At 42.5% G+C, this 20,250-nt stretch carries 18 protein-coding genes; 2 read left to right on the top strand and 16 right to left on the bottom strand.

Features of this window, described 5'->3' with window-relative positions:
• Positions 1-74 precede the first annotated feature (74 nt).
• The 12 genes from mtaB to gpr form a co-directional block, all read right to left on the bottom strand.
• Positions 75-1,412 (bottom strand): tRNA (N(6)-L-threonylcarbamoyladenosine(37)-C(2))-methylthiotransferase MtaB, encoded by a 1,338-nt coding sequence (mtaB, locus tag AC503W_RS13240; protein ID WP_402958395.1) that lies wholly within the window; start codon positions 1,410-1,412, stop codon positions 75-77.
• Positions 1,413-1,418: 6 nt separating this feature from the next.
• Positions 1,419-2,171, bottom strand: coding sequence for a 16S rRNA (uracil(1498)-N(3))-methyltransferase (locus tag AC503W_RS13245; RefSeq protein WP_427686553.1), 753 nt, complete (start codon positions 2,169-2,171; stop codon positions 1,419-1,421).
• Between the two features lie 149 nt (positions 2,172-2,320).
• The gene (prmA, locus tag AC503W_RS13250) at positions 2,321-3,262 is read right to left on the bottom strand and encodes a 50S ribosomal protein L11 methyltransferase (RefSeq protein ID WP_402869603.1); all 942 of its coding nucleotides are present in this window, start codon (positions 3,260-3,262) and stop codon (positions 2,321-2,323) included.
• A 36-nt stretch (positions 3,263-3,298) separates the two neighbouring features.
• Positions 3,299-4,420, bottom strand: a complete 1,122-nt coding sequence (gene dnaJ, locus AC503W_RS13255) for a molecular chaperone DnaJ (protein ID WP_427686555.1) — start codon at positions 4,418-4,420, stop codon at positions 3,299-3,301.
• A gap of 272 nt (positions 4,421-4,692) precedes the next feature.
• Positions 4,693-6,534 (bottom strand): molecular chaperone DnaK, encoded by a 1,842-nt coding sequence (dnaK, locus tag AC503W_RS13260; RefSeq protein WP_402869607.1) that lies wholly within the window; start codon positions 6,532-6,534, stop codon positions 4,693-4,695.
• Between the two features lie 39 nt (positions 6,535-6,573).
• Positions 6,574-7,170, bottom strand: a complete 597-nt coding sequence (grpE, locus tag AC503W_RS13265; RefSeq protein ID WP_402869898.1) for a nucleotide exchange factor GrpE — start codon at positions 7,168-7,170, stop codon at positions 6,574-6,576.
• A gap of 94 nt (positions 7,171-7,264) precedes the next feature.
• Complete coding sequence (gene hrcA, locus AC503W_RS13270; protein WP_402869608.1) at positions 7,265-8,293, bottom strand: heat-inducible transcriptional repressor HrcA; 1,029 nt, start codon at positions 8,291-8,293, stop codon at positions 7,265-7,267.
• A 125-nt stretch (positions 8,294-8,418) separates the two neighbouring features.
• The gene (hemW, locus tag AC503W_RS13275; RefSeq protein ID WP_402986311.1) at positions 8,419-9,570 is read right to left on the bottom strand and encodes a radical SAM family heme chaperone HemW; all 1,152 of its coding nucleotides are present in this window, start codon (positions 9,568-9,570) and stop codon (positions 8,419-8,421) included.
• An 82-nt stretch (positions 9,571-9,652) separates the two neighbouring features.
• Entirely contained in the window at positions 9,653-11,488 is a 1,836-nt protein-coding gene (lepA, locus tag AC503W_RS13280; RefSeq protein ID WP_402869612.1) for a translation elongation factor 4, read from the bottom strand.
• 177 nt (positions 11,489-11,665) lie between these two features.
• Complete coding sequence (locus tag AC503W_RS13285) at positions 11,666-11,989, bottom strand: YqxA family protein (protein WP_402958389.1); 324 nt, start codon at positions 11,987-11,989, stop codon at positions 11,666-11,668.
• Between the two features lie 19 nt (positions 11,990-12,008).
• A complete protein-coding gene (gene spoIIP, locus AC503W_RS13290; RefSeq protein ID WP_402958387.1) occupies positions 12,009-13,211 on the bottom strand; it encodes a stage II sporulation protein P in 1,203 nt (400 codons plus the stop codon).
• A gap of 85 nt (positions 13,212-13,296) precedes the next feature.
• Positions 13,297-14,415: a GPR endopeptidase gene (gene gpr, locus AC503W_RS13295; RefSeq protein WP_402869619.1), complete on the bottom strand. Its 1,119-nt coding sequence runs from the start codon at positions 14,413-14,415 to the stop codon at positions 13,297-13,299.
• 271 nt (positions 14,416-14,686) lie between these two features.
• Between gpr and rpsT the strand changes: the two genes are divergently transcribed.
• Positions 14,687-14,953 (top strand): 30S ribosomal protein S20, encoded by a 267-nt coding sequence (gene rpsT / locus AC503W_RS13300; RefSeq protein ID WP_402869621.1) that lies wholly within the window; start codon positions 14,687-14,689, stop codon positions 14,951-14,953.
• 83 nt (positions 14,954-15,036) lie between these two features.
• Here rpsT and holA read toward each other — a convergent pair whose 3' ends face one another.
• Positions 15,037-16,050 (bottom strand): DNA polymerase III subunit delta, encoded by a 1,014-nt coding sequence (holA, locus tag AC503W_RS13305; protein ID WP_403079291.1) that lies wholly within the window; start codon positions 16,048-16,050, stop codon positions 15,037-15,039.
• Between the two features lie 324 nt (positions 16,051-16,374).
• On the opposite strand from holA, the gene AC503W_RS13310 reads away from it, so the two are divergent.
• A complete protein-coding gene (locus AC503W_RS13310) occupies positions 16,375-16,509 on the top strand; it encodes a YqzM family protein (RefSeq protein ID WP_402869625.1) in 135 nt (44 codons plus the stop codon).
• 68 nt (positions 16,510-16,577) lie between these two features.
• On the opposite strand, the gene AC503W_RS13315 is transcribed toward AC503W_RS13310, so the two are convergent.
• The 3 genes from AC503W_RS13315 to AC503W_RS13325 form a co-directional block, all read right to left on the bottom strand.
• Positions 16,578-18,884: a DNA internalization-related competence protein ComEC/Rec2 gene (locus tag AC503W_RS13315; protein ID WP_494914420.1), complete on the bottom strand. Its 2,307-nt coding sequence runs from the start codon at positions 18,882-18,884 to the stop codon at positions 16,578-16,580.
• 21 nt (positions 18,885-18,905) lie between these two features.
• Positions 18,906-19,463 (bottom strand): ComE operon protein 2, encoded by a 558-nt coding sequence (locus AC503W_RS13320; protein ID WP_402869629.1) that lies wholly within the window; start codon positions 19,461-19,463, stop codon positions 18,906-18,908.
• Positions 19,464-19,546: 83 nt separating this feature from the next.
• On the bottom strand, positions 19,547-20,191 hold the full coding sequence (locus tag AC503W_RS13325; protein ID WP_494914422.1) for a helix-hairpin-helix domain-containing protein: 645 nt from the start codon (positions 20,189-20,191) through the stop codon (positions 19,547-19,549).
• Positions 20,192-20,250 lie beyond the last annotated feature (59 nt).

Consider the following 20,250-nt stretch of genomic DNA (forward strand, 5'->3'; position numbering starts at 1 on the left):
TATATATAAACTATACCCTTATGTTCCGTTATCACTCTAAAAAGAAGAAAAAAAGACAGCGATAAATCGCCGTCTTAAAGATTAGCTGCTTGTTGTAATGGAAGATCTTTCACAATCGTAACAAACTGTCCTTCACTATGTGGATAGCCGGATTGTGTAATTTTCACTTTTACGATTTCTCCAACCATTTCTTCAGTAGCCGGGAAAATAACCTTCATATAATTATCGGAGTACCCCTCATAAAGCCCATTTTCCAATGGTGTTTCAGGAATCACTTCCAGTACTTCTCCTTCGAATTGAGAAGCATACTCTTTTGCCAGCTGATCGGACAAAGAGATCAGGCGATGAACACGTTCGTTTTTCACATCTTCATCCACTTGATCATCCATGCGTGCCGCTGGTGTCCCTGTGCGTTTCGAGTAAGGGAATACATGTAATTCAGAGAACTTATATTTCTTGATGAAATTATATGTCTCCATGAATTCTTCTTCGGTTTCTCCAGGGAAACCTACAATGACATCAGATGTAACGGCAAGGCCAGGAAGCGCCACTTTTAATTTTTCGATACGGTCTCCGAAGAAATCCATCGTATATTTACGTCTCATCCGTTTTAACACAGTATCTGATCCTGATTGAATCGGAATATGCAAATGGCGAACCACTTTTTTGGACTTCGTAAGCACTTCAATGATTTCATCCGTTATTTGACTCGCTTCAATGGAAGATATGCGGATCCGTTTAAGTCCCTCGACCTTTTCCAAATCACGCAAGAGCATGGCCAAATTATAATCCTTCAAGTCGTCACCATAACCACCTGTATGAATACCAGTCAACACAAGTTCCTTATACCCTGCTTCGACAAGCTGTTCAGCTTGATGGATAACTTCCTTTGGATCACGGGAACGCATTAAACCACGTGCCCATGGAATGATGCAGAACGTGCAGAAATTGTTACAACCTTCCTGGATCTTTAAAGAAGCTCGGGTTCTGTCGGTAAAAGCTGGTACATCCAATTCTTCGTATACACGGTTCTTCATAATGTTTCCAACTGCATTAATCGGTTCGCGTTCCACCTTAAATTGTTCGATGTATGCTAACAGTTTTCCCCTGTCCTGTGTGCCCACCACGATATCGACGCCCGGGATTGCCATGATTTCAGCAGGCGACGTCTGTGCGTAACATCCTGTTACTGCAATGACGGCATTCGGGTTTTTACGGATAGCACGACGGATGACCTGGCGGCTTTTCTTATCGCCCGTATTCGTTACCGTACACGTATTGATGACATACACATCCGATGTGTTTTCGAATTCAACACGGTCATATCCTTCTGTCTTAAATAATTGCCAAATAGCTTCTGTTTCATAATGGTTTACTTTACAGCCTAATGTATGGAAAGCGACCGTTGCCATTTTTCATCACCTCAAAAGTTCTACATGATAAGAAACAGCGGAAAGTGCATATAAAGGTGCTGTTTCAGTTCTTAATATTCTAGGTCCAAGTCCACATGCTACAAAACCGGAAGATGTTAATTTCTCGATTTCTTTTTCCGCTAGGCCCCCTTCAGGCCCAAAAACGAAAAGAATCGACTGTCCAGCCCTGATGTTTTCCAACACCGACGCTAGCACGGATGTTTCACCGCGCTTTGCCTCTTCTTCAAATGCGATTAATGAATGATCGTATTCAGAAGCAAGCTCCGTTAGTTGAGCGATTGACATCGGTTCGGTCACGGAAGGGACAACTGTACGGTGGGACTGCTCGGCCGCCTCCTTGGAAATCTTTTGGAGTCTTTCTAGTTTCTTGCCGACCTTTTTGTGGTCCCATTTTACCACCGAACGAGCCGCAATAAAAGGGATAAACTTGTAAGCGCCCAATTCCGTCCCCTTTTGAACGATATACTCCAGCTTATCCCCTTTAGGCAGACCGCTCGCTATCGTCACCTGGACGGGAAGTTCTTTTTCTTCATTCTTCCATTCTAAAATGTTTCCTATAACTGTATCATTCGTAATTTCCGAGATTTCCGTGACTGCAGCCATGCCACTGCCCTTTACAGTTATGATTCGCTCTCCAGGTTCCATTCTCATGACTCTGGCAATATGGTGAAAATCATCACCTGTAATGGTCACGGTTTGTCCCTGAAAGTCCATTTCATTAAGAAAATATCGTTGCACAGTGCCACCTACTCCGTCTAGTCTAGAAAAACTCACAGGCTAGCAGTCAAAGGCATCTTCCCTTGAATGCTTTGTGCCTTGCCAAGGTTTGAGCGTAAAAAAAGGTACTCTGATTACCTGTGGATAAGATAATCAGAGTAACTCATCATTCAATCATTTCTTTTAGCAATGAACGCAACCCAATCTTCCATCTGGATGGTTTCCACAATTATGAATCCGGAAGCTTGAATCGCTTCCTTCACATCTTGTTTTTTAGGTTGAATGATTCCAGAGGCAATGAAATGCCCACCAGGTTTCACGATTTTCGCAACATCGTCCGTAAAGCGCATAATCACTTCGGCCAAAATATTGGCTACTACGACATCCGCCCGTTCATCTACTCCATCCAATAAGTTACCTTGCGAAACAGAGACCTTTTCCTGAACATTGTTCAGTTCAACATTTTGAATGGCCGACCGAACAGCCACTTCATCCAAATCAAGTGCCTGAACTCGTTTTGCATCCAACAATGCGGACGCTATGCTCAAGACTCCAGAACCCGTTCCAACATCAACCACAAGATCACCCGGTACAACAGTACGTTCGAGGGCTTGGATACACATGACGGTTGTCGGGTGGGTACCCGTCCCGAATGCCATGCCCGGATCCAGTTCTATGATCAATTCATCACTGCTTACTGGCGTATAGTCTTCCCAAGTAGGGACAATGGTGAATCGCTCGGATATCTTGACTGGATTATAATATTTCTTCCAGGCAGTTGCCCATTCTTCCTCATTCACTTCACTGATTGAAACAAGGTTCTTCCCTAGGTCTATTTCAAATTGCAGGAGATTATTGATGGATTCCTTAATAGCATCAACCGTTTCACCAAGAAAGCTATTAACCGGCAAGTACGCCTTGATCAAAACACCTTCGTCCGGATAATCATCTGGGTTCAGGTGGTAGATTTCGCCAAAGACATTTTCACGTTCTTTGACTAATTCAAGAGGATCCTCAATGACAACACCGCTTGCACCTGCCTCATGAAGGATATTTGAAACAGGTTCAACCGCTTCATTTGTTGTGTGGATTGCAAATTCAGACCACTTCATAACCTACCAACTCCCGATCTCTTCTTTTACTTTTAGTCATCTATCTTTAAAAGCACGCTTTACCTTCGAGAAAAAGCCATCTTCTTGTTCATCAATGCCTGCTTGGCCACTGATTTCGCTGAACTCACGAAGAAGTTCTTTTTGTTTTTCCGTCAATTTCTTTGGAGTGACCACCAATACGATTACATGCTGGTCGCCTTGTCCATAGCCCCTGACATTCGAAACGCCTTTTCCTTTTAAACGGAAACGCGTACCAGTTTGTGTACCGGCAGGAATCTTCAATTTAACTTTGCCATGCAAGGTTGGGACTTCAATTTCGTCTCCTAACGCAGATTGGGCAAATGTAATCGGCATTTCGCAATAAATATCATCGCCATCCCGTTCAAAGAATTCATGAGTACGGACATGGAAGACTACATATAGATCTCCGGATGGGCCACCATTGATTCCAGGCTCCCCTTGACCGGAAACTCGAAGCTGTTGTCCGTCATCGATACCTGCAGGTACTTTGATTTGAATTTTTTTACGTTTTTGAACTTTTCCTTCACCTTTACACGTTGAACATTTATTCGGAATGATTTTACCTGTTCCTTGACAATGGTGACAAGCTCTCCGGTTAACGATACGCCCGAAAGCTGTATTTTGTTCAACATTTAACTGACCAGTTCCGTGACAGTGTGAACAGTTTTCGACTTTTGTACCAGGCTTTGCACCTGAGCCCTTACATGTATCACAATTCTCTTCACGTGGAATTTCAATCTCTGTATCTTTCCCAAATGCGGCTTCTTCAAAAGAAAGCGTCATCGTATATTGCAGATCGGCCCCTTGACGAGGTGCATTAGGATCTCTTCTACGACCTCCACCACCAAAGAAACTACTGAAAATATCTTCGAATCCGCCAAAACCACCAAAGTCTTGACCACCACCGAAGCCTTGATTCGGATCCGTATGCCCAAATTGATCATAATGGGCTTTTTTCTGTTCATCGCTTAATACTTCGTAAGCTTCCTTAATTTCCTTGAATTTATCCGCAGCATCGTCTGCTTTATTAATATCAGGGTGATATTGTTTGGAGAGCTTTCGATACGCTTTCTTGATTTCATCCTTCGAAGCACTCTTCGAAAGGCCTAACACCTCATAATAATCGCGTTTACTCATATCTAAATCCACTCCCGATTCGATTCACATAAAGATTATATTATCACTGTAGGAAGATAATAATCAACTAGAAAAGCACAAACAGTTTGAACACCCATCCATAAAAGAAGTGGGAATGTCCCCTCAAACTGTCATTTCATCTCTTTATAGCCCTATCATTCCTATATTTAGCTCCATCCATTGTAAAAAAAGCCAAAGCCAAGATAACCTGACTTTGACTTTTCTACTTCAGGCAGCATTTCACTACCCACTATTTCAGCATCCCAAAAGGGTTACTTTTTATTTTTTTCGTCTTCGTTCACTTCTGTAAATTCTGCATCAACGACGTTATCGTCTTGAGCTCCAGCTTCACCAGCACCCTCTTGGGCAGCTTGCTGTGCTTTAGCCGCTTCTTCGTAAAGCTTCATAGTTAAAGCTTGAACGATTTCGTTTAGAGCATCTTTTTTCGTACGGATTTCTTCAAGCTCATCTTTCTCGATTGCAGCTTTCAGTTCATCCTTCGCTTCGTTCGCTTTTGTTACTTCCGCTTCGTCTACTTTACCTTCTAGATCTTTAAGCGTTTTTTCCGTTTGGAAGACAAGTTGGTCGGCTTCATTACGAAGTTCCACTTCTTCTTTACGTTGTTTATCAGCATCGGCATTTTCTTCTGCTTCGCGTACCATACGCTCGATTTCTTCATCAGAAAGACCTGAAGATGATTTGATTGTGATGGCTTGCTCTTTGTTTGTACCAAGATCTTTTGCACGAACATTAACAATACCGTTTTTATCAATATCGAATGTTACTTCTACTTGAGGAATTCCACGTGGTGCAGGTGGAATATCGCTTAATTGGAAACGGCCAAGCGTTTTATTATCCGCTGACATTGGACGTTCACCTTGAAGAACATGGATATCCACAGCTGTTTGGTTATCTGCTGCTGTTGAGAACACTTGAGATTTACTTGTCGGAATCGTTGTATTACGGTCGATTAACTTAGTGAATACACCGCCCATTGTTTCAATTCCAAGGGAAAGTGGAGTTACGTCTAAAAGAACCACGTCTTTAACGTCTCCAGTTAACACGCCACCTTGAATGGCAGCACCCATCGCTACTACTTCATCAGGGTTAACACCTTTGCTAGGTTCTTGACCGATTTCCTTTTTGATTGCTTCCACTACTGCAGGAATACGAGTAGATCCACCAACAAGGATGACTTTATCGATTTCTGAAGCTGAAAGTCCAGCATCTTTCAATGCTTGACGAGTAGGTCCCATCGTACGTTCAACAAGACTTGATGATAGCTCATCAAATTTAGCTCTAGTCATCGTTACGTCCAAGTGAAGTGGGCCAGCATCCCCAGCTGTGATGAAAGGTAATGAAATTTGAGTTGAAGTTACACCTGAAAGGTCTTTTTTCGCTTTTTCAGCTGCATCTTTCAAACGTTGAACAGCCATTTTGTCTTTAGAAAGATCGATGCCATTCTCTTTTTTGAATGCTTCTACTAAATAATCAATGATTACTTGGTCGAAATCGTCTCCACCTAGGCGGTTGTCACCAGCTGTTGAACGTACTTCGAATACTCCGTCTCCAAGTTCCATGATGGATACGTCAAATGTACCGCCACCAAGGTCGAATACAAGGATGGTTTGGTCTTCTTCCGTTTTATCCAATCCGTAAGCAAGTGCTGCAGCTGTAGGTTCATTGATAATACGTTCCACTTCAAGACCAGCAATTTGACCAGCGTCTTTAGTTGCTTGACGTTCAGCGTCATTAAAGTAAGCAGGAACGGTGATAACCGCTTTTGTTACTTTTTCTCCAAGATATTCTTCAGCATAAGATTTCAAGTATTGAAGGATGATTGCAGATACTTCCTGCGGTGAATATTCTTTTCCATCAATTACTTCCTTATGGTTAGTACCCATATGACGTTTAATGGAAATGATTGTGTTCGGGTTCGTAATTGCTTGGCGTTTGGCCACTTCCCCTACTTGACGTTCCCCATTTTTAAATGCCACAACAGAAGGTGTTGTACGGTTTCCTTCTGGATTCGGGATAACTTTTGGTTCCCCGCCTTCAAGTACAGATACGCAAGAGTTTGTAGTACCTAAGTCAATACCAATAATTTTGCTCATTGTTACACTACCTCCCAATATTTATATGTAATGATTTCTTTATTCGTTTACCTTTACCATGGCCGGGCGAATCACTCGGTCCTTAAGAAGATATCCTTTTTGGAATTCTTCCACAACGATGTTCGAACCGAAGTTCTCATCTTGAACTTGCATGACGGCTTGATGCAAACGCGGATCGAATTCTTCACCGACAGAATTGATCGGTTCGATGCCTTCTTTCGCCAATGCACCAATAATGCCTTTATAGACCATTTCCATGCCTTGAAGAAGGGACTTTGTTTGCTCATTATCCGCTTCGATTTTAGTCGCTCTTTCAAAGTTATCAAGAGCCTCGACCAAATTCCCAGCAATATCTTGCACTCTATATTTTTGAGCCGCTTCCATATCAAGCTTTGCACGGCGTCTAGAATTATCGAAATCAGCTTGCAAACGAAGGTAACGGTTATCCATTTCTTCGATTTTAGCTTCTAGTTCCTGAATCTTTTCTTGAGCCAACTGTAGCTCATCTTTTTCTACCGGAGTTTCCTCCTGAGTTTCTTCCGATGAATTCACTTCTTCAGCAAAAACCGCTTCTTCCGTGCTTTCCTCGATTGTTTCATTATTTAATGTCTGTTCATTGTTTTTATTTTCCACAATCTCACCTCCCCTAAAGGATTATACAAATTTATGCTTAAGTAATAGGTTGGGCGGTGGTAACCCTTTTACCGCCACCTTACTATTACCTTTGCTCCTATTTTTGATACAGCTTTGTCATCAACGTCGTTAAATCCTTCGAGAAAAAAGAAAGGAGACTGATTACTCTCGAATATTCCATTCGAGTTGGACCCAATATTGCCAAGGTGCCCACTTGTTCCTGCCCGATTGAATACGTCGCGGTAATCAAACTACAATCCTCAAGGACTGTATTTTGATTTTCACGGCCAATCTTGACATGAATGCCAGATGGGTTTTTCGTAATGAGATCATAAAATCCTTGTTCCTGTTCGATCATGGATAAAAGTGTGCTGACTTTTGCAATGTCATGGAACTCAGGCTGCCTCAAGATATTCGTTTTACCACCGAAAAATATTTTTTCCGGTTTCGTATCCGTGAGGGTGTCCGCAAGAACGGAAACGACCGATCCATAATTATGGATGTGATGGCTCAATAAGACCGCCACTTCCTTATAGATCTTATCCTTCAGCTCGACAAGCGGTACATCCACTAACCGGGCATTTAAAATATTGACTACCTTCTCGATTTCATTGATATCGAAAGAAGGAGGCAGGGAAATCATTCGATTTTCAACATGGCCTGTGTCAGTGATGATGATCGCAATTGCCGTTTCAGGACTCAATGGAATGATTTGAATCTTTTTCAGCTTATGTTCATTGACTTTGGGGCCAAGAACGATTGCCGTGTAATTCGTCAATTCAGAGAGTATCTTAGCTGACTTTTGGACAATCTTTTCCAGTTCATAAATGCGCTCCACGAACACGGATTTCAACAATTTCATTTCATTCTTTTTTGGAGCTTGAGGAGAAAGTAAATGATCCACATAATATCTATACCCTTTTTCAGAAGGAACCCTTCCTGAAGATGTATGAGTTTTTTCTAAAAAACCCAATTCTTCAAGATCAGACATTTCATTGCGAATAGTGGCCGAGCTGAACGTAATTTCATCTTTCTTCGACAAGCTTCGCGACCCGACAGGCTGGGCTGAATGGATAAAATCCTCGATTATCACTTGCAGAATCAATAATTGACGATCAGTTAGCATGTATGATCACCTCTGTTAGCACTCTAACTTCCTGAGTGCTAATATACTAATAAATTATCAAATGAAGCTGATGATGTCAATAATGAAAACCGCTAAATTACCGTTTATAGGACAAGAGATTTCCATCAATCCGTATCAACCACTCCCAAAAACGATTGAAACACTTCATTACCAAGCAATTTGCCACGCTCAGTCAGGCTTACGAACCCGTCCTCAATCGTGAGTAACCCCTTTTTCATTTGTTCTTCGAGCGATTCCCCGAAAATCTCCTTCATTTCTACAGAAAATTTGCTTTTGAATGTTTCTAGGGAGACGCCTTTTGTTTTCCGGAGCCCCAAAAACATCTCTTCTTCCATTTTTTCATAGAGCGGCACAGGATGTTCATCTAAAACAGGCAATTCACCTTTTAGCAAAGGAGTGATGTATTTTTTTACCGGACCATGATTGGCCACTCTTTTGCCGCCCGTATATCCATGAGCTCCAGCACCGATGCCATAATACTCTTTATTGTCCCAGTATGTCAGATTATGCTTACTTTCAAAACCGGGGCGAGCAAAATTACTGATTTCATATTGATGCATTCCATGCCTCTCCATCTCTTCCATCAGCCGCTCATACATGGAAGCCTCTAGTTCCTGTGGAGGGAGATTCAATGTGCCTTTACGCATTTGATTGTAAAAGACCGTCTTTGGTTCGACGATCAAGGAATAACTGGAATAGTGAGGAAGTTGCAGGGCAAGGGCTTTCGCGAGTGTATCCTCGAAATCTTCCATAGTTTGCCCCGGTAATCCATAAATCAAGTCAATCGTAATATTGGTGAAGCCCACATCCTGAGCCAACTGAATGGTTTCATACACCTCGGATGCCCGATGTGTTCGGCCGATGCGCTTCAATAATTCGTCATTAAAGCTTTGTACCCCAAAACTTAGCCTATTCACGCCTGCTTGAAAGAGGATTTCAAGCTTTTCTCTCGAAAGGTCCCCGGGATTGGCTTCAAACGTATACTCAGCCTGTTTGGCATCGAAAGGGAGGGTCTCATTGATGGCCTCACAAAGGAAGGATAGCTGCTTTTCATCAAGTGAGGTGGGTGTTCCCCCACCAACAAAGACCGTATCCAGTTCCGTTGTCGGATATTTAGCAAGTTGCATTTCCATTTCCCTTTTCATCATCCGTAAATATTCATCAACGGGCTGCCCTTGTAAGAAAACTTTATTAAAATCACAATAGTGGCAAATATGTTCACAAAACGGGATATGCAGGTAAGCACTTTTAATCATTAAGTTCACAACCTTTATTTAATCGAATGGACCGATAGAAAAAGAGGCTAGATCCTGTCTACCCTCTTTTTTCTACTATCATTTATTTTTTTGGAGTCGTGTCATCCATTTTCAGGACAGCCATGAAGGCTTCTTGTGGCACTTCAACGGAACCAACTTGTTTCATCCGCTTTTTACCTTGTTTTTGTTTTTCAAGCAATTTACGTTTACGGGAAATATCGCCACCGTAACATTTAGCCAATACGTTTTTACGCATGGCACTAATGGATGAACGGGCCACGATTTTTTGTCCGATAGCCGCTTGGATCGGCACTTCGAATTGCTGTCTTGGAATCAATTTCTTCAATTTTTCAACGATGATTTTTCCACGTTCATAAGCAAAGTCCTTATGGACGATGAAACTTAATGCATCGACCGTTTCGCCATTCAACAAGATATCCATTTTGACAAGTTTGGATGGCTTATATCCGATTAACTCATAATCGAATGAAGCATACCCTCTTGTATTGGATTTCAATTGATCAAAGAAATCATAGACGATTTCTGACAACGGAATCTCATAATGGATACTTACGCGCGTTTCATCCACGTATTCCATATCGATGAAATTCCCACGTTTGTTTTGGCAGATTTCCATGATGGTTCCCGTAAATTCTGTTGGTGCCATCATGGTCGCCTTAACATAAGGTTCTTCGACGTTTTCGATTTTTTGTGGATCCGGCATATTTGATGGATTATCCACCTTTATGGACGTTCCATCTGTAAGGATAACGTCATATATAACACTTGGTGCTGTCGTGATTAAATCAATTTTGAATTCACGCTCGATACGTTCTTGAATGATTTCCATATGAAGAAGGCCAAGGAAGCCACAACGGAAACCAAATCCTAGCGCTTGAGAAGACTCTGCCTCGAATTGCAACGCTGAATCATTCAACTCCAGTTTTTCTAAAGCATCACGTAAATCATTGAATTTAGATGCATCAATTGGGTATAAACCGCAATAAACCATCGGATTCATCTTCCGGTAACCAGGCAAGGCTTCTGTCGCGGGATTATTGGCACTCGTAATCGTATCCCCTACAGTCGTATCACTGACATTCTTAATGGCTGCGGTCAGGAAACCTACATCCCCCACTGTCAGTTCATCAAGCATTTGGACTTTCGGATTGAAGACGCCCAATTCGGTCACATCAAATTCCTTACCAGTGGACATCATCTTGATTTTATCGCCCACTTTTATAGAACCCTCAACAACCCGGATGTAAGCTACTACACCGCGATAAGCATCAAATACGGAGTCAAAAATAAGTGCTTTAAACGGTCCGTCCGGATCACCCTGAGGTGCCGGAACCAATTCTACGACCTGTTCTAAAATATCCTCAATTCCAATTCCAGCTTTAGCCGAGCATAAAACGGCATCAGATGCATCAAGACCGATTACATCCTCGATTTCACCACGGACCCGCTCAGGGTCGGCACTTGGCAAGTCAATCTTATTGATGACAGGTAAAATTTCCAGGTTATTGTCCAATGCTAAATAAACATTGGCAAGCGTCTGGGCCTCGATGCCTTGAGCAGCATCCACGACAAGGACTGCACCTTCACACGCAGCAAGGCTTCGTGAAACCTCGTAAGTGAAATCTACGTGCCCCGGTGTATCGATAAGATGGAAGATATATTCTTCGCCATCTTTCGCCTTATATTTCAATTGAATCGCATTCAATTTAATCGTAATTCCACGCTCACGCTCTAAGTCCATAGAATCTAACAATTGACTCTTCATTTCACGTTGAGTCATGGCGTTCGTCTTTTCTATGATACGATCCGCCAATGTTGATTTACCATGATCAATATGAGCGATGATGGAAAAGTTACGAATCTTTGATTGTCTTTTTAATTTCTCTTCTCTATTCATAACGTTCACTCCCAATAGTCGACACAATACACTATTTTTCATTATATCAATAGAAAATGCAAGATTCAACAGAATAGTTACAAGGACAGTCCATTATGTAGAAGGAGATAGCAAAAAAGGCTGCATTCAATTTGAATGGAGCCTTTTTCTAGAATTTTCTACCGGCTTATCCTACTACTAAATCATATTAAAGAGTGCGTTAAAAGCTGCTGATACGGTTTCACCCAGACTCTTGCCAAGGGAGGAGAAAAAATTATAAGCTTTCATTTCCTCCAGCTTTTCTTTTTTCGTCTCTATATCATGACTCGTCACTTTTTGCCCAAGGATATCCGCTTCCATTTCTCCGTGCTCCGATTGGTTAATGGTGAAAGCACTATTTAAAGCGGGGTCTTCATACCCTTTCATTTTTTTCATGCCGTCGTTTGCCTGCTGCATCCCGATAAGTACACCTAAAAACAAAATAAGTAAAACGCCCGTGCATTTCAACCAAAATCGAACCATGATAGAGGCTCCTTCCAAATTACTTTGCTTCCGATTCTCCCTTGATGCCATCCACAGCCTTAGCATCCCAATACAATTCGCTGAACACATCAGTGAATGCGTCGACCGTTAAATACATTTCCTCGAATGTATTATCGACGCCTCCAATTTCCAAAAGCATTGCATTACCCGTCAAATCCTGATTGTAAACTCCATTATTTCTTGCCCCGCCCTGTTTCATGACCCCACGCGAGATACCAGGGTACTTTTTTTCTAACGCTTTATGCATTTTATTGGCAAGTGCCGCATTTTTTTCATAATTCGGGTTGTCCCCTCCCACAACAAAAGCTATCTTGGCGTATTGTTTGCCATTAATGGTGATCGTCGTATGTTTTTTCCTTTTGGAATCACGATGGATATCGATGAGATATTCTATATCCTTATTATTCGCCATTGCCGTCTGAACGGTTTTACGTGATTCCTGGTACGCTTTTGCAAAATTCAAGCCCTTGCTATTCAAGTTCCCCATCACATCCGTTTTATTTAGAGAGGCTCCTATACCTTTATCCGCGAGATCGGCGGTCATCCGTGTTCCGAGTTTTGTAATATTGATTTCAGAATGATACGCAAGATCTGGGTCGGTGACACCCTTTAGATAAGGCAGGTACGACTCCCGATTATGGCTATGATATATTTCTACCACCTTGCGGCCATTGGTCGTTTGCTTGGGTTGATTGGGCGTTGTCTTCTTATCAGGTTCTTCTATTTCATCCAGATTTTGCAGAGATGCATCTCTTTCATCATTCATCACCTCTAAAGGTGGTGGAGACTCATACGGCATATTCGTATAGTTCGTTCCTTCACCTGCGACAAGGATCTCGTTATCAAAAATCGAGAACCCTGGTAATTCCCGACCTAGCAAACTACGGGGATCCTCCATTGAGATGTTGGTCGAAAGCTTTACTAACTGCTCCATGACAATCGATTGTTCTTTTCCTTCAGGCAAGGCACTGAAGAAGTAATGGTTTTCATTGGCCAGCATCGAAAATAGCATTTTACCTGAAAATTGGTTAGCGACAGTATGTACGGAATTCGAGGTAATGCGATATTCCGGCCGTAATGAAGTCATGACCCCGCTGACGGAAAAAACAAAAAGAAGCAAGGCTAGGATACCTAGAAACGTTTTTACAATCGTTGATCCGTGAATAGCTGTAATAATACCTGGAGATTTTCTCCTTTTCATCCGTCCACCCTCTCTATAGCTTGTCTACTAATACTTATGACTTTGCTAGAGAGGGTAGAACACCATTTTTGGGCACTAATGCCGTTTAGCGGGTGTAGAAGCCCGCATTACCTTGATTGATTGATTCATGTAACGCCGCATTCAAACCGTTGGCTATCAGATTGGCCATATCTTCAATGAATACATCGACTTCCTTTGGTGTAACCATTAAATTATGACCTAGTGGCGAGAGCACTTCATAAATCAATTTACGCTTCTCTTCATCCGGAAGCACACCGACCATTCCCAAGAAAGTTTCTCGTTCCTTCTCTCCTGGCATATCCTCATCTTTTAGCTTTTTCCTTTTTCCGAAGCTGAATCCAGCGGGGGCCAAGGCGCGTGAAGGCCGACCGCCTTCTTTCAGTTCCTTGCCAAAATGCTTCAGGATATAATCGATTGTGTCGCTCGTGATCGATACGGCATCGACGACAGTAGGGATCCCAATGGCGATAACAGGGACGCCTAATGTTTCCTGGCTCAATTCTTTGCGTTTGTTCCCTACCCCTGAACCGGGATGGATGCCCGTATCCGTTATTTGAATGGTTGAATTCACCCGGTCAATGGAACGAGCCGCCAAGGCATCTACAATGATAAGGAAATCCGGCTTGCTTTTTTCAATGACGCCTTTGATGATGTCACTCGTCTCGATCCCCGTGATTCCCATCACCCCGGGAGAAATTGCGCTGACCGGACGATATCCTTCCTTTACCGACTCCGGCTGCAACTCGAATAAATGTCTCGTAACGACCAAGTTTTCGATGACAGCCGGTCCGAGTGCATCAGGGGTGACATTCCAGTTACCCAGACCAACGACTAAGCAACCGCTTTCCTTTGTGAGCTTGTTCCTTTTCAAAAAATACGCTAACTCGTTGGCGAATACCTTTTCCACCCGTTGCTGCGTATCCGTATCCTGTTGGCGGATCCCTTGGACCTCTATCGTTAGGTAACTCCCCTCTTTCTTGCCAATCTCCTTTTCCCCTTCCGCCGTGACCTCAACTAGGGAAATCTTCAAATCATCCACTTCTTTTTCTTTAATGATCACACCTTCAATATGGGAGACATCCTTCTCTTCGACGACACCTTTCATTTCAAGGGCAATTTCTTTCGCTTCAATTGCCAGATCTGTCCGAATACTATAATTACTTAGGTCCAAATGTTTCACCATAGCGCCTCCTGCTGTTTATATGAGTCAAATCTAGTATTTTAATCATCTCTCTTAAACATTCTTTCATTTTAGCTTTTGTATTATTCATTTTTTTGGTACAATACATTATGACGAGATGAATTAATTTCAGAAATTATAATTACTTTTCGATTCTCAATCTGGAGTATTGCATAATCTTAAGCAGTCTGATAGAATATCATTTGTGCTATTTGATATGGATTTGAAAAGTCGAGTTCATATAATCTCGATTTCTTTGTAGGAGGTGAACGGAATGCCAAACATTAAATCTGCTATTAAACGTGTGAAAACTAACGACACAAAACGCGTTCATAACATTACAGTTCGATCTACTATGCGTACTACAGTGAAAAACGCTGAAGTTGCTTTAGCTGGAGAAAACGTTGAAGCTGCTAAAGAAGCTCTTTTAACAGCTGCTGTAAAATTAGACAAAGCTGCATCTAAAGGATTAATCCATAAAAATGCGGCAGCCCGTAAAAAATCTCGTTTAGCGAAAAGACTTAACGCTCTTAACGCTTAATGAAAACGAAACGACCTTCCGGGTCGTTTTTTTTTTTGCCCAAAAAGGGGAAAGAATCATTCCATCCCCTCCCCTTTAAGCCTTCATCTGAATTTCAGTAGTAGTAATTCTAAAGTGATTGCTTTATCAGCCTGACCAGTTTTCATCCGATAATCCGCCTCAGCCAAGTCATCTATAATGCTAAGCAGCTCTTTCTCCTGAAATTTGCCTGTCTTTTCAAGGGCCAGTTTCACCCTGTATGGATGCACCCTCAATTGTCCCGCGATTTTTTGCTGACTATACCCTTGTCGAGATAGTTCCTTCACTTGATACATGAGCCTCACTTGTCCAGCCATCACACTCAAAATCTTAATGGGCTCTTCATTTTGCCGAAGTAAATCATGGAGAATGGTCATGGCACTTTCCATTTTTCGTTGCAAGACCGAATCAACCAGGGTAAAGATATTCTGTTCAAGCGATTTAGCCACTAACTTTTCGACAACTTCCGTCGTTATCCGCTTCTCATCTTCTACATACAATGCCATTTTATCCAGTTCGTTCGTCAGCATCATCAAGTTTGTACCCGCAAGCTCCAATAGGAGTTCCGTGGCTTGATCATCGATCTGCACCTGATATTCTGCGACCCGTTCTTTGACCCATACCTTAAGCTCACGGTCGCCCAGCTTCTTCGCCTCAATGAGGACGGCCTTACGCTTCAGTTCCTTGGTGATTTTTTTCCGCTCGTCCAGCTTCTCGTAAGGGGCCGTCAAGACCACAATGGAATAAGGAACAGGGTCCGAGAGGTAGGCTTCTAATCTTTTCACATTATGTTCCACCTTGGACTTTGATTTTTCCGCTGTCAGGAAAAATGGGTTCTGCATGAAAACAAGACGCCTTTCCCCAATGAAAGGGAGGGTCTCCACGTCTTCAAGAGCCGTTTCGACTGGCGTCTCCTCTAAATCAAATTGAGAAAAGTTAAAATCCATTTCATCTTCATGAAGGACATGCTCTATCAAGAGTTGCTTCGTTTCATTAATTAAATAGGCTTCTGTTCCATATACCAAATATACGGGAGCGAATTGCCCTTTTTTTATATTCTTCCAAACGTCTAATACCAATAGAATCCGCCTCTTTTTTATGTATTCTTCTCTAATGGTATAGTGGGAGGAACCATTTGACAAGCTATAAAGGGAACTAGCCCCTAAGGTCTAGTTCCGGATCTATATGAACGCTCTCAAGAAAGGCCCTAGGAAAACTTCCTTGAAAACGATAACCATTCATGTAGAACAATTACGTGCTTGCTTTGTTTGTACTTTTATTTTGACCTCAATTAAGCAAACTATTTGTGACAACTCTTGTCAGTAAAGGAAATGAAGAATGTGACCTGTGGATTTTTTTTTGGTAATGTTTTATACTATTAGCAGAAATAGGAGGGGTAAACAATGAACGAATTCGAAAAGAATGTCCAATCGAAGACTGATGACGTCGCTGATTCCGCAATCGGATTCATCGCTTCATTTGTATTTTTCGCTGCCATGTTCACCATTGCTGTCGTCGTTAAAGCAGTAGGATCCTAATTTTCATGCACTTATTTTTCCCTGAAGGAGGCTGCTGATGCAGTCTCTTTCTTTTGGATTTCTACATACTATGGAAGAATCTTCCGAAAGGTTCCTCCCTTTTTAGTATATTTGTAAATGACGGCTCCATCTTCGTCCGTCCTGAACACCATGATTTTATTTGCTTTCATCGACTCCAACACCTGGCCGTGTGGATGGCCATATCTATTCTCCTTTCCTACGGAAATGATGGCAGCTTTAGGGTGAATTTGCTCTAGGAAGGGGATCGAAGAAGATGTTTTACTTCCATGGTGGCCCACCTTCAAAATATCTGCCCGTAGTTGTGGAAATGCATCGATGAGCTCCATTTCCCCCGGTTCACCCATATCACCCGTGAAAACCCAGGAAAGCCCACCAATCTCGGCATACAAAACAACGGAGGCCTCATTCGTATTTTCTTCTTTCTTGTGGGGATTCAACACATAAAATTTAGCATCCGCAACGCTCCAAGAGTCGCCTCTTTTCACCATCTTGATTCTTATGCCCTTGTCTCGGGCTACAGGGATAAAGTCTTTATCCCGATATTGCTCTTCGCCCCAGCTACCAATAATTACTTCCTCCACCTTGAAATTCTCGATCAACTTTTTTGCACTTCCCATATGATCGGCATCCGCATGCGTTAAAATCAGCTTGTCCAAATGATGGATTCCTTTACTTTTCAATAGCGGGATTATGGTATCTTCTGCTGTATTATAGGTCTTTCGCTTCTTCTTCCATTCCTCCAACGGAAATGTGATTTGCCCTCCTGTATCAATTAAATAATTCCCGGCGTTAAACGGCAGGGTAATCAAAATCGAGTCACCCTGGCCAATATCAATGATCTGCACTTCACCGAAGGGAGATAGCTTTTGAATATTGAATTGAAGAAGTAAAAGTAAAATGAACATCCCCCACCAAGTTTTACTTGCGCGAAAAGAAGTCTCCCAATTCACAAACAAGCCCAAAATCGATACAAGTAGGAACAATAGGATGATAAAGCCTGGTTTACCAAACGAGACCGAGGCCAGGGGAAAATCAGAAGCCAAGTCGGCTGCACGATTGCAGAGCGTGAAGGTCACATTAAGGAGTGATATGAGCGGGTGGCCGAGAGCTGGCACTAAAAGATTCACAACGACCGTTATTAATGAAAATGGAAGCAATATCACGGAATAAAGAGGTACATACAAGACATTCAACAAGACACCCAGGAGGGAAACTTCGTAAAAGTGGAAAAGCAATATCGGGAGGGCCGCCAATTGACAGCTTGTGCTAATGACGAGGAGCTGCATGACCTTTTGGGGATAGTGCAAGAAGATGCCCGAGGACATGATGATGGAAAATGTGACAGCGAAGGACAGCTGAAAGCCAATGTTATAAAGCATGTTTGGCTGAAGAAATAACAAAACCAGATAAATGACGCCAATCGTGACACTCGCTGACAGCCTTTTTTTAAAGAGCATCAGGATAAAGAACAACATGGCCATCAAACAGGAACGCATGACAGAAGGACTTCCGCCGGATAGTAGCGTATACATCGGCAAAAAGACCAGGATGAGGATTATCATTCTTTCGCGGGTGATGCCGATACGAATTCCCAAATAAAATAACATGCCCGTTAACAGGCTTACATGAAGCCCCGAAATTGCCAAGAGATGCACCAAACCAAGCCGCTGGTAATTGGTAAGGTCCTCTTCATCGATTTCACTCTGATCTCCAAAAATCAGGGCTGTGACAAAGCCACTCGATTCTTTAGGAAAGTGTTTTTTGATGTAGGAAATCCCTTTCATCCGAAAATTGCGAATCGAGACGACAAGAGAAGCCTTTGACATATTACATTTTGAAAAAGAGATCGAATCGGCTTTTACTATCCAGTGGGTGTTCTGATGGGAAAGATACTGCTGGTAATCGAAGCTGTTTTCATTACGGTGTTGTTCAGGGACCTGCAAAATTCCCTGTATCGGACAGGATATTCCCGTGCGCAAGTGCTGATTCAGACCTTCCTTTTCTTGTTCGGAAGCGATAGTATATCGTAAGAGGAGTTGTTCGCCTTGTTCACTTGTGACGAACCCTTTTAGCAGATTCCCATCGAGTTTTGGCTGGGAAGTAAATGTTACGAGGAAGTGACTTTCCGATCCATCATATATGGACTTGTTCCGAATTTCGGTTATGGAAGCGGAGCTTATAAAGATCCCCATGATGACAATATGAAGGATGAGGACCTTCCACTTTCCACCGCTCCAGTAAAAAAGAAAACATAAGAAAAACAAAATGCAGATTAAAAGCTTCATGCTAAAATTCGAATGGGCTGTAACGCCCAACGTGGCAGAAACCGCTAAGAAAAGAAGGTGTCTGGTCATGCCCGCCCTCCTTTTCATTTATTAATCAAATAACCGCTTGGCCTGCTTTTCCAGGTCCAAAACTACCTCTTTTCCAAGACCGGTTTGTTCCAGTTGACTTAACAAAGATAAAACAAAGTCCTGCTTCTCTTTGCCATTCACGTCGATGGCCCCTTTTGCTTCAACCTTTTCCATCTTAACTCCGGCTTGTTCGAACAATTCAATAGCATAAGGATGGTTTTTGTAATCCTCCGCATAGTAAACAGCCTTGATCCCGGCCTGTATCAGCGATTTACAGCATTGTAAACACGGAAAATGCGTCACATAAATTTCTGCTCCCGCTGTCGGCACGCCAAATTTGGCACATTGTAAAAGCGCGTTCATTTCAGCATGAATCGTTCTGACACAATGATTATCGATGACATAACAGCCATCATCGATACAATGGGTGCCACCCGCAATCGAGCCGTTATACCCACCCGCAATAATCCGGTTATCCCGCACAATCGTTGCCCCCACAGTTAGACGAGTACACGTGCTTCTTAACGCTAACAAATGGCTTTGAGCCATGAAATATTGATCCCAGCTAATCCGATTCATGTGTTGTCGTCCCCTTTGACTCAGTAAATTTCTTTCTTCAATTTTACCTTCTTCCCGTCCTTTTGTGTACCCATTCTCATTATTTATTGAACCGTAATCGAATCCTTTAACTTTTCAAACGTTTTATCCCCGATACCAGAAACGTTTTTTAAATCCTCCACCTGCTTGAATTTCCCGATTGTCTCCCTATATTCAAGGATTGCTGTGGCTTTTGACGGACCGATTCCAGAAAGCGTTTCCAAGTCCGCTTGTGTGGCTGCATTCAAGTTCACTTGACCTCCCGTACTACTAGATGCCCCTTCAGAAGCCATGGAACCAGTTGGAGCGGCAGCAACATTCGCAGGACCCTCTACATCTTCTTCGCCTATCTTCGGTACGTAAATGACCATTTGGTCCTCCACAAGCTGTGCCAGGTTTACTTTATCCTTATCAGCCTTATCCGTGAAACTGCCTGCTTCGGTAATCAAGTCAATTACCCTATCGCCAGCTTGTGCCGTAAATACACCAGGAGCCCGGACGGCCCCCTTCACATCGACTTTCATAATTCTGGGTTCCGATTCGGCTTCTGGCTTCGTTTCTTCTTCCATCTCTTCGTTTGCGGAAGCGGCAAAGATATCTTCTGTGCCAGCCGTTTCGTCTTCTGGTTGAAAAAAAAGATAAAAACCTATTACCACAATAACGATGGCAACGGCTACCAATGTTAGTTTCTTTTTGAGGATTGTCTCCATAATTAATTGAGCTCCTTCCGTATCATTTCATCATTCCATTGTCATAGGACAGGGTAAAC

The organism is Peribacillus suis (genome assembly GCF_059384845.1).